Origin of the sequence: Flavobacterium sp. CAN_S2 (assembly GCF_015752255.1) — a bacterium.
In the GTDB taxonomy this organism is placed as follows: domain Bacteria; phylum Bacteroidota; class Bacteroidia; order Flavobacteriales; family Flavobacteriaceae; genus Flavobacterium.
Genome location: NZ_JADOVA010000001.1, coordinates 1,644,568 through 1,656,634 on the forward strand (window position 1 = coordinate 1,644,568; position 12,067 = coordinate 1,656,634).

At 34.8% G+C, this 12,067-nt stretch carries 8 protein-coding genes; 6 read left to right on the forward strand and 2 right to left on the reverse strand.

What is annotated here, in order from left to right:
• Both IWX80_RS07390 and IWX80_RS07395 read left to right on the forward strand, forming a co-directional pair.
• Entirely contained in the window at window positions 1-1,260 is a 1,260-nt protein-coding gene (locus IWX80_RS07390; protein WP_196852826.1) for a hemolysin family protein, read from the forward strand.
• A 108-nt stretch (window positions 1,261-1,368) separates the two neighbouring features.
• A complete protein-coding gene (locus IWX80_RS07395) occupies window positions 1,369-3,465 on the forward strand; it encodes a peptidylprolyl isomerase (RefSeq protein ID WP_196852827.1) in 2,097 nt (698 codons plus the stop codon).
• 88 nt (window positions 3,466-3,553) lie between these two features.
• Here IWX80_RS07395 and IWX80_RS07400 read toward each other — a convergent pair whose 3' ends face one another.
• Both IWX80_RS07400 and IWX80_RS07405 read right to left on the reverse strand, forming a co-directional pair.
• A complete protein-coding gene (locus tag IWX80_RS07400) occupies window positions 3,554-4,471 on the reverse strand; it encodes a GYDIA family GHMP kinase (RefSeq protein ID WP_196852828.1) in 918 nt (305 codons plus the stop codon).
• Window positions 4,472-4,531: 60 nt separating this feature from the next.
• A complete protein-coding gene (locus IWX80_RS07405; protein WP_196852829.1) occupies window positions 4,532-5,848 on the reverse strand; it encodes a hydroxymethylglutaryl-CoA reductase, degradative in 1,317 nt (438 codons plus the stop codon).
• 179 nt (window positions 5,849-6,027) lie between these two features.
• Between IWX80_RS07405 and IWX80_RS07410 the strand changes: the two genes are divergently transcribed.
• The 4 genes from IWX80_RS07410 to IWX80_RS07425 are packed head-to-tail and all read left to right on the forward strand — an operon-like array spanning window position 6,028 to window position 12,066.
• Complete coding sequence (locus IWX80_RS07410) at window positions 6,028-8,199, forward strand: S9 family peptidase (protein ID WP_196852830.1); 2,172 nt, start codon at window positions 6,028-6,030, stop codon at window positions 8,197-8,199.
• A gap of 9 nt (window positions 8,200-8,208) precedes the next feature.
• Window positions 8,209-9,753 carry a peptide MFS transporter gene (locus tag IWX80_RS07415; RefSeq protein ID WP_196852831.1) on the forward strand — a complete coding sequence of 515 codons (1,545 nt, stop codon included), beginning with the start codon at window positions 8,209-8,211 and terminating at the stop codon, window positions 9,751-9,753.
• A gap of 4 nt (window positions 9,754-9,757) precedes the next feature.
• Entirely contained in the window at window positions 9,758-11,563 is a 1,806-nt protein-coding gene (locus IWX80_RS07420; protein WP_196852832.1) for a peptide MFS transporter, read from the forward strand.
• A gap of 44 nt (window positions 11,564-11,607) precedes the next feature.
• The gene (locus IWX80_RS07425; RefSeq protein WP_196852833.1) at window positions 11,608-12,066 is read left to right on the forward strand and encodes a thioredoxin family protein; all 459 of its coding nucleotides are present in this window, start codon (window positions 11,608-11,610) and stop codon (window positions 12,064-12,066) included.
• Window position 12,067 lies beyond the last annotated feature (1 nt).

The following is a 12,067-nucleotide window of genomic DNA, read 5'->3' on the forward strand; positions in this document are numbered from 1 at the left end:
ATGGAAGTTAGTATTATCATACTATGTCTAATACTAAGTGCTTTTTTTTCAGGAATGGAGATAGCCTTTGTCTCTTCGAATAAAATATATCTTGAAATTGAAAAAAAACAAGATAATTTTCTATCAAAAATACTGACCAAGCTTACTGAGAAACCAACAAATTTCATTGTCACCATGCTTATTGGGAATACCATAGCAATGGTGGTTTACGGTTTTTTTATGGGCGATGTAGTATTACAATGGTGCATTGCTCTGGGATTTCATTTTCCCGATTGGTTAAATCTGCTGTTGCAAATCTTTATTTCGGCACTGATTATTTTGGTTACCGCTGAGTTTTTTCCAAAAGTTTTTTTTCAGATTTATGCCAATTCCCTAATAAAGTTTTTTGCAGTTCCCGCGTACATTTTTTATAAAATTTTCTACTATATCTCTACTTTTTTTATTGTGATTTCCGATTTCATTTTGAGGAAGTTCTTCAAAACCGAGGGAGATACTATTCAGTTGTATTTTAGTAAAATTGAACTTGGAAATTACATTACGGAACAAATGAGCAGTGTGGAGGATAATGAAACCGTAGATTCTGAAATCTTGATGTTTCAAAATGCATTGGAGTTTTCGGGTGTAAAAGCCAGAGATGTAATGAGTCCTCGCACAGAGATAATTGCAGTTGAGGTTTTTGATTCCATTGAAGAACTGAAGCAATTATTTATAGAAACGGGCTATTCTAAAATTGTGGTATATCAGAATTCCCTTGATGATATTGTGGGATATGTACATTCTTTTGATTTGTTTAAAAAACCAAAAAATATCAAAGAAATTGTGATTGCTGTTGAATTTGTGCCTGAAACAATATTCATCAAAGATGCCATGAATTTGCTTACCAAAAAGCGGAAAAGTGTCGCTGTTGTTTTAGATGAATATGGCGGAACTTCAGGAATTATTACGATTGAAGATATTGTAGAAGAACTTTTTGGTGAAATTGAAGACGAACATGATTCAGATGAGGAATTGATAGAAAAAGAGTTGGGCGAAGGTGTTTTTATATTCTCGGCTCGTTTAGATGTGGAATATTTAAATCAAACCTACAAACTTCAAATTCCAGAAGGAGATTCTTACGGAACACTGGGCGGTTTTATCGTCGATTTTACGAAAGAAATTCCACAAAAAGGAGCTGAAATTACCATAGGTAGCTATCATTTTATAATTGAAGAAGCCACAAATAAGAAAATTGAATTGGTGAAAATGACCGTGCAAGAGTGATTTTTATTATGAAAATAAAATTTCTTGCAAAATAAAACGCTACTAGTATAATTATTAATTAGATAATTGTATTTTCGCAAACTGAATATAAAAATTAACAACAATAAAATGGCAGTTTTACAAAAAATTAGACAACGTTCACTTCTTCTGATACTCGTTATCGGGTTTTGTTTATTAGCATTTATCATAGGTGATATATTCAATAGCGGTGGTTTCAACAGTACATCAAAAGATGTAGGAAGCATCGATGGAAAAGATATTGCATTCGAAGATTTTAGAGTTAAAGTTAGTAATGTTGAAAAAAGTGGTCAAGGGATAACTTCAACTGAAGCCGCAAACAGAGTTTGGGAGCAAGAGGTTTCTGTGGCTTTGTTAACTTCTGAATTTGAAAAATTAGGACTTAGAGTAGGTGAAAAACACTTATTGGAAGTTTTGAAATCAGATCAAAATATTGGTGGGAATCCATTGTTTTTGAATGCTGCCGGAGTATTTGATGTTGCTAAATTCAAAGAATATTTCAAAGCGAATCCTGCACAAGCTCAATTCTTAAAAGACAGAGAGAAAGATGCAGATCTTAACGCAAAATACCAAATCTACAATACATTGATCAAAGCTTCAGTTTTTACAACGGAAAGTGAAGGGAAAATGAAATATGAAATGGAAGCAAACAAAGTGAATTTTGCGTACGTTGCTGGTTTATATTCAACAATTAAAGACAGTGAAGTGAAAATTTCTGATGCTGAAATTGTTGATTTCATGAAGAAAAATGAAAAAAAATACAAAGCTGACGAATCTCGTGAAGTAGAATATGTTTTGATAGAAGACAAAGCATCTCCATCGGATGAAGCTGAAGTAAAATCGAAAATTACTGCGTTGTTATCAGGAAGTGTGGTGTACAACCAAGCTACAGGTAAAAACGATACGGTAGCAGGATTTAGATCAACAACTAATACAATTGACTTTGTAAATTCAAATTCAGATGTTCCTTATGATTCTACTTATATCGCTAAGAAAGATTTGCCTGCAGTAGATGCTGATAAATTGTTCAACTTAGCTCCAGGTGAAGTTTATGGTCCATATATGTTTGGAAAATACTACTGTATTTCTAAATCTATGGGAATGAAACCAGGAGTAAATGCTAAAGCAAGTCATATTTTAATTGGTTACGAAGGTACTCAGGTTCCAAATCAAAAAGAGAAAAGAACTAAAGAACAAGCTAAAGCTAAAGCTGAAAGTATTTTGGCACAAGTAACCGCAAATCCTGATAGTTTCATGATGTTGGCTTTCACAGCTTCTGATGATTCATCTGCTCAACAAGGTGGTGATTTAGGTTATTTTGGTCCAAACCAAATGGTAAAACCTTTCAATGATTTTGTTTTTAGTAATGGAATTGGTAAAATAGGTTTAGTTGAAACAGATTTTGGTTTTCACGTTATTAAGATTACTGACAAACAAGACGGAATCCGTTTAGCTACTGTAGCTCAAAAAGTAGAAGCTTCAGAAGCAACTTCTGATAAAATATTTACACAAGCAACCAAATTAGAAATGGATGCAGCTGATAAAGATTTTAATAAAGTAGCAAAAGAATTGGGTCTTACAGTTGCTCCGGCTGTTTCTGTAAAAGGAATGGATGAGAACTTTGGAACATTAGGAAATCAAAGAACTATCGTAAGATGGGCTTTTGAAGATGGAGTTAAAGAAGGATCTGTAAAAAGATTTGAAGTAGCTAATGTAGGTCACGTTATTGCAAAATTGAAAAGTATTGATAAATCTGGTTTAGTTGCCGTTTCTGTAGCGAGACCTTATGTAGAACAAATACTAAAAAACAAGAAAAAAGCAGAACTGATCAAAGCTAAAATGACGGGTTCTTCACTTGAAGCAATCGCGAAATCAGTAGGAGGAACGGTACAACAAGCAACTGGTCTTACTATGGAAAATACAATGTTACCAAATGTTGGTCCAGAGCCAAAAGTAGTTGGAAATGCATTTGCTTTAGCAGCAAATAAAATGTCTGCTCCAATCGAAGGAAATACTGGAGTTTATGTGGTAAAAAACACAAGTACAGTAAAAGCGCCAGCATTGAAAAGTCATGCGCCATACGTTGCTAAGTTGAAAGCACAAAGTGCTTCAGATGCAAATAGAGTAATTCCTGCCTTGAAAGGAAATGCTAAAATTGAAGATAACAGACAAGATTTTAATTACTAGTCAAAAAGTAATTAATCACAATAAAAAATCCCGATACATGTTGAATGTATCGGGATTTACTTTTATTAAATGGATGTAATTATAAAAACTAAGATAAAATCATTTCGTCATAAGGGATTATAGTTTGATATCCTTTTGAAATAAAATAATCGCTCGGATTTTCAGTTGCAATTGCCATAACAAAATCACCTCCCCAAGCACCAAGGCTTTTTATCACGCCATTAAAATCAGGAAACAAGGATTCTTTTATCGTTTGTGTTTCCAGTATATTACTCATTTGCACCTCGTGTTTTTGTATTGCTGCAGTAAAAGATTGAATTGTAGTAGCATTTAAAACTTCAGAAGTAATCAGGTCATTTATAGCGATTGTTCTCGGCAGATTATTCTTTTTATTCATGTTGTAAGCAGCTATTGCGCTTTTACTGCTTTGCTTTTTGTTGAGATATACAAAGTATAGGTCTTGTATGAATTCAGGGTTAAAAGTTACTTTTTCAATGACTGGATTTCCTTGTTCCAATTTATATACAATTGGACTGTCGTTTTGCGCGCACGCAATATCATAACCACTACCTCCAAAACTGTTTTTAAGCAATGTAAAAGCATCAATGTTCAGCCATTGTGCAATGTTGTTTATCAAAGTCGATGACGTTCCCAAACCCCAGCTTTTCGGAAAACCAAGTTCAGTAGTGATTGTGTATCCGTCTGAATTTAAAATAAAGTCAGGATTTAGTTTAAAAGCTTCGTGCAAAATGGTCGTAAGTGTAGCTTTGACCGATTCGTTTTCAGGATTAACTTCTTTAGAAATATCAGAGAATAAAAGAGGGTCTTCAAACCAAATGCTTCCATCAAAATCAAAACTTTTCCAGTTGATTTCATTGTTGCTTCCTTCTTTTATAATGAGATTTTGTCCCATTTTTGTGGGTAAAGCAAAGGCTTTGGCACCATCAAGAACCAGATATTCTCCTGTGATTAAAAGTTTTCCGTTACTGTAGAATGTTTTTTTCATTAGTCTTATTTTAATCACTATCAGGGTTCTAAGCCCTGATAGTGATATCGATAATCAATATTATTTTCTTAAACTTTCAATATAAGTTACCACAGCGCTATGCGATACGGTATTTTTTTTGAAATATTTCTGAATTAAAATGCGTTCGTCATCGGTGGCTTCAAACTGGTTGATGATGTTATTCAAATGCATTTTCATGTGTCCTTCTTGAATTCCGGTTGTAGTCAAGGAACGTAAAGCGGCAAAGTTTTGTGCTAAACCCGCTACGGCTACAAACTGCATTAATTCCTTGGCTGATGGTTTTTCTAACATTTCCAAGGACAATTTTACTAACGGATGTAGGGAAGTCAAACCTCCAACAGTTCCTAATGCTAAAGGAATTTCCAGCCAAAAAGTAAAAATATCGTTTTCGATTTTGGCATGGGAAAGACTGGAATATTTTCCGTTTCGGGAAGCATAGGCGTGAATTCCGGCTTCGACGGCACGGAAATCATTTCCTGTTGCCAGAACTACGGCATCCACTCCGTTCATGATTCCTTTATTGTGCGTTACAGCACGATATGGCTCGACTTCGGCGATTTGAACGGCTTGCACAAATTTCTCGGCAAATTCTTTAGGGTTTAGAATGTGTTTTTCTTCTAAATCAGCAATCGGGCAAGAAACTTCAGCTCTTACGATGCAATTTGGAACATAATTCGAAAGAATACTCATCACAACTTCAAGGTCTTTTTCAGTTTCCGTGAACAATTCATAATTATGTGCTTCTTCTTTTAATGTTTTGGAAAATTGTTCCAGACATGAATTGATGAAATTGGCTCCCATGCTGTCTTTGGTTTCAAAAGTAGCATGTAGCTGAAAATAATTAGGCAACAAATCGGTTTTGTCTTTTAGAACAATGTCTAAAATTCCGCCACCGCGTTTTTGCATATTTGTGGTAATCGATTCGGTTTCTGAGAAAAATTTGCTTTTGTTTTGGGCAAAAAACAAGTTCAATTTTGAAACATCACCTTTATAGATAAAATGAACCTGACCAATTTTTTCGGTATTGATTACGGTTGCTTTAAATCCGCCACGCGTGGACCAAAATTTAGCGGCTTTTGCAGCAGCAGCAACGACCGAACTTTCCTCGATAGCCATGGGAATCGTGCTGTATTTTCCATTAATCAGGAAATTAGGAGCAACTCCTAGTGGAATGTAGAAATTGGTTATCGTGTTTTCGATGAATTCATCGTGTAATTTCTGTATTTTTTCATCAGAATTCCAATAGTTTTTCAGCAAGGCGACGGCTTCTGTAGGTGTTGAAAAATATTGATTGGCAATCCATGTAATTTTTTCTTCTTTGGATAATTTAGAAAATCCGCTAATAGCCTTGTTCATTCTCAATTGATTATGGTGTAATTAGTTGCAAATATACGGTTTTAGCCGTTTTATTTACAATCAAATTATATTCAGTGAAAGGTTATTTTTCATATTGCTTTTTACATTTAACATATAAAATGACCGATAATTGTAATTTTTTCACTAAAATTGACGGTTTTTATCTTTAAATAAATAGTATGTATTCGAAAAAAATTATAGCATTATTTTTATTCTTGTGTTTTACGGTTGTTGGGCAACAAAAAATCACAATTGATGAACTTTATAACGGTACATTTCGTGCTCAGGGAATGGATGAATTGCAATCGTTGAAAAACACAAATCAGTACACTGTTTTGAATGCTGACAGGCAGTCCAGAAGCATGCAAATCGATTTATATGATTTTGCAACACTAAAAAAAGTATCTACATTAATAGATACAAAATCCCATAGAGAATTATCAGACGGGATTGACAGTTATACTTTTGACGCTTCAGAAAAAATGATTCTATTGGCTTGCAATACAAATCAAATCTTCCGTCACTCGTTTACTGCTGATTATTATTTATATGACATCGCCAATAAAAAATTAAAAAAACTATTTGATTTTCAGGTTCAGGAGCCTACTTTTTCACCTGATGGAAAAAAGATTGCTTACGCCAAAGAAAATAATCTGTATGTATATGATTTAGCTTCGAATAAATCGACTCCAATTACTACAGACGGACAAAAAAACAGCATTATTAACGGTATTACGGATTGGGTTTACGAAGAGGAATTCGCTTTCGTGAAAGCTTTTGACTGGAGCGCTGATAGCAAAAAAGTAGCCTACATTCGTTTTGACGAAAGTCAAGTGCCGGAATTTTCGATGTCCATGTTCGGAAAAGAGTTGTATCCAATGATGCAAACATTTAAGTATCCAAAAGCAGGGGAGAAGAACGCCGTTGTATCGTTGCACGTTTATGATGTAAATGCAAATGCGGTGAAAAATGTAAATCTTGGTAATTATAATGATTTTTATATTGCCAGAATGAAATGGACAAATGACGCGAATACATTGTCTGCGCAAGTATTGAATCGTCACCAAAACAATTTGGATTTGTTATTTATCGATGGAAATTCAGGAGTTGCAAAAGTTGTTTTGAACGAAAAAGATAAAGCCTATGTTGATGTGACAGATAATTTGACTTTCTTGAAAGACAACAGTTTTATTTGGACCAGCGAAAAAGACGGTTTCAATCATATTTATTTATATGACAGAAACGGAAAATTAAAAAATCAAGTGACCAAAGGAAAATGGGAAGTAACGAATTACTATGGTTTAGACGAAAAGACAAATATAGTTTTCTATCAGTCTGTAGAAAATGGATCTATTAACAGAGATGTTTACAGAATAGGACTTGATGGAAAAAACAAAGTGCGTTTGTCACAATTTACAGGAACTAATGCGGCGACATTCAGTCCTAATTTTCAATACTACATTAATACGTTTTCTAGCGCAGCTCAACCTACGACTTACACGTTGAACGATGCTAAATTTGGCAAACAAGTTCAGGTTATAGAAAATAATGAATCTTTGGCTGCAAAGCTAAAAAGCTACAATTTACCTTCAAAAGAGTTTTTTGTTTTGAAAACAGCAAAAGGGAATGAACTAAATGCCTGGATGATTAAACCGAAAGATTTTGATCCGGCAAAAAAATATCCTGTTTTCATGTACCAATATTCTGGTCCGGGTTCCCAGCAAGTAAACAATGAATGGAATAGCACGGATGATTATTGGTTTATGATGTTGTCACAACAAGGATATATTGTAGCTTGTGTTGACGGGCGCGGAACTGGTTTTAAAGGAGCTGATTTCAAAAAAGTGACTCAATTGCAATTAGGGAAATACGAAGTAGAAGACCAAATAGATGCTGCTAAAGTATTAGGAAATTACGCATTTGTGGATAAAGCTAGAATTGGTATATTTGGCTGGTCGTACGGTGGTTTTATGGCATCTAATTGCATCATGAAAGGGAATGATGTTTTCAAAATGGCAATTGCTGTGGCTCCGGTAACGAACTGGCGTTTTTATGACAGTGTGTATACGGAGCGTTACATGACGACACCGCAAGAAAATGCGAGCGGTTACGATGATAATTCACCAATAAATCATGTTGATAAATTGAAAGGGAAATTCCTTTTGATTCACGGTTCAGGAGATGATAATGTGCATGTTCAAAACTCCATGCAAATGATGGAAGCTTTGATTCAGGCTAACAAACAATTTGATTCCCAAATTTACCCAGACAATAATCACGGGATTTACGGCGGAAAAACCAGAATTCAATTGTACACAAAAATGACTAATTTTATCAAAGAAAATTTATAACAGCGCTTTATGACAAACGACGCATTGAATAAGGAAGAATTTTTTGGACATCCAAAGGCGCTTTTTATATTGTTTTTTACCGAAATGTGGGAACGATTTTCGTTTTACGGGATGAAAGCTTTGTTGATTTTTTATTTAACAAAGTACCATTTGTTTTCCGATTCTTCAGGTAATTTATTGATCGGAAGTTACGCTGCTTTAGTCTATGCCGTTCCAGTATTAGGTGGTTTTATAGCCGATAAATATTTAGGATTTAGGAAAGCTATCGTTTTCGGAGGTATTATGTTGGTATTGGGTCATATAGGAATGGCTTATGAAGGAAATGCCGCAACTCAATCCATTACAGGTGAAATTACGCGGGATGAAACCGCATTGCAAATATTTTACTTTTCATTATCCTTAATTATTGTTGGGGTTGGTTTTCTAAAAGCCAATATCTCGTCATTAGTGGGGGAATTATATGATAAAGGCGATAAGAGAAGGGATTCCGGATTCACGTTGTTTTACATGGGAATCAATTTAGGTTCTTTTATGGCTACACTAATTTGTGTTTGGCTAGGCGAAAAATACGGTTGGAGCTATGGTTTTGGTGCGGCTGGAGTCGGAATGTTTTTTGGATTATTGACTTTTATTTCCGGAAGGAAATTATTGATGGGAAAAGGAGAGTCAAACAACCCATCTTTCCTGGAAAACAAATCATTTGGACTTAAAAATGAATGGTTGATTTATATTGGAAGTGTTTTGTCAACGTTATTGTTTTGGCAAATGGTTCAAAATCACGATGCAGTTTCATGGGCTTTGAAAATTGCAGGTGGAATTTCTTTTATCTATATCGTTTATTACGCAGCTACGCAACTCGATGGTAAAGCACGTCATCAATTGATTGCTTTAACCATTCTTATTGTATTTACGATTGTCTTCTGGGCATTGTTTGAGCAAGCGTATACCTCCATGAATTTATTTGCCGACAGAATTTTAGACCGAACTATATTTGGTTACGAAGTATCTGCTGGACAATTCTTAAGTTTTAATGCCTTATTTATAATATTGCTTGCGCCAGTTTTTGCTTGGATATGGCCAAATTTAGGAAAATACAATCCGAATACAGCCGTAAAATTTGCTTTCGCATTAGCTTTCGTTGGTTTAGGATTTGGAGCATTAGTGATGGGGATAAATCTTTCCGGAGCAGGAAAAGTTGCTGCGATTTGGTTGATATTAGCTTACTTTTTACACACTTGTGGCGAATTAAGTTTGTCGCCGGTAGGACTTTCTGCGGTGACTAAATTATCACCGGCAAAAATAGTTGGTTTCATGATGGGCGTTTGGTTTTTGGCAACAGCCAGCTCCGAATTTATTGCTTCCATTTTAGCGAATATAGCTTCTGTCGATACTTCAAATGGTACAGCACCTAATTTGAATTTAGCAAAACAGAGTTATTTAGTGCTTTTTGAATATTTATTTTACACAGGACTTGGTTTCGGACTGCTACTATTAGTACTTTCGCCAGTAATAAAAAAATTAATGCACGGAGTAGATAAAGAATTAAACAATTAATAATATGAGTCAAAATACTACAGATCAATTTTTTAAAAGTACCGTTTTAGGGCACCCTGCGGGATTATTCGTTTTGTTTTTCACAGAGATGTGGGAACGTTTCTCATTCTACGGAATGCGTTCTTTATTGATATTATTTTTAACAGCTTCATTTACAGATGGTGGTTGGGAATGGACTCGTGAAAATGCTTCTGCATTATTTGGATCCTATGTAGGTTTGGTTTATTTATCGACCATGTTGGGTGGTTATTTCGCCGATAAAGTAATTGGTTTTAGATGGGCTGTTGTTGTTGGAGCCACTTTAATGACTTTAGGACACGCTTCTATGGCTGTCGAAACTGAATTTTCTATTTATTTAGGATTAGTATTATTGGTTTTTGGAAATGGTTTCTTTAAACCAAACATGACTTCAATCGTATCTGAAATGTATAAAGACCGTCCTGAAAAGAAAGATGGTGCGTATACTTTGTTTTACATGGGTGTAAATGCCGGCGCATTCTTTGGGATTTTGCTTTGTGGTTATTTAGGTGAAAAAGTAGGTTGGACATACGGATTTGGTTTAGCCGGAATCTTCATGTTCTTTGGAATGTTACAGTTTTGGTTGTCTCAAAATATCTTTGGAGATATTGGTTTGAAACCAAATAAAGAAAGCAAAGCAAAAGCAGAAGCTTTGGATACCGATAAAAGAAATCCTTTTTCTCCAATACAATTAGCAGCAATAGGTTTTTCTTCTATTTTAGCATTATTGTGGTTATTGAACGATCCTGCTTCCAAAATATCTGGAGGTAAAGTGAATATTTTTTCATTCTTAGGACCTAATGGAAACTCTATTGCTATTGTTTCAGCATTAGTTGTATTCATTATCTTATTGGTTTACAGATTTACTCAATATTCTAAAATCACTAAGGAGAAATTAATTGCGGTTACATTTTTCGCATTTTTGACTATTTTCTTCTGGGCAATTTTTGAACAATCACCAAACAGTTTAACGATTTTTGCCAGTGATTATACGGATCGTGTTTTAACAGGTAATTGGAGCGTAGTGTTTTTAGTGATGAATTCGTTGATTACTATTTTACCTTTAGTAATTATCACTTGGGTTTTAATTTTATTATTCAAACAAACTTTTAAGCTGTATGCTGTTGCAAATGTTATTCTGAGCATCAGTTTTATTATTATTTGGGCAATAGCAATCTGGATGTTAACTAAAGATTACTATACAGCGGGATATTTATCATTGTCAGATTCAACTTTGCAAGCTTTGAAAATTGACAAAGTTACTACGGCGTTAACGGAAGTTCCTGCAACTTGGTTTTCGACCTTAAACTCTTTGTTTATTATTTCATTAGCGCCGTTATTTTCTAAATGGTGGGAAAGTAAATACAATCCTTCTGCAAACTTGAAATACGGAATTGGAATGGGATTATTAGCGCTTGGAATGGCTTGCGTAGCTTTTGGCGCAAGCGGAATCGAAGCAGGTGCAAAAACCGCTTCAGTAAGTATGATTTGGTTGATTCTAGTGTATCTTTTCCATACTATGGCTGAATTGTGTATCTCTCCGGTTGGATTGTCTTACGTGAGTAAATTAGTTCCGGCTCGTATGATTGCGTTCATGTTTGGTGTTTGGTACTTAGCGGTAGCAATCGGGATGAAAGGTGCAGGTATGTTTGGAGAAAATATTGATAAAATTGCCAATGAACACGGATTGAGTTACTTCTTTTGGATGTTAACAATTATTTCCATTGTTGTTGCTTTATTCTCTGTTGCGATGACTCCGGTTATTAAAAAATTGATGCACGGTGTGCGATAAATTTTAGGCATCATTTTTGATTTTGAATCAATAAAATTATAAATATGAAGAAAATCATAGTTGCTTTGTTATTGTTTGTTGGCTCATTTGCCGCCGAAGCACAAGAATTAGTTTGGGAAACGAATGTCACAAAGGCAATGGCAATTTCTACTGAAACCAAGAAACCGTTATTGCTATTTTTCACAGGTAGCGATTGGTGTGGATGGTGTATCCGTTTGCAAAAAGAAGTTTTGAGAACACCTGAATTTGCGGCTTGGGCCAAGGAGAATGTGGTTTTAGTAGAATTGGATTATCCAAGGAAAGCGCCACAGACGGAGGAAATTAAAAAACAAAATAATGAATTGCAAATGGCTTTTGGAATTCAAGGGTTTCCAACCATTATCTTGGCAAATGCTACCACAAAAGAGGGCAAAGTCAATTTTGAAGGCATTGGAAGTACCGGTTATGTTGCCGGTGGACCTTCAGCTTGGTTAGCTGTAGCAAATGGTTTTCTAAAAAAATAAA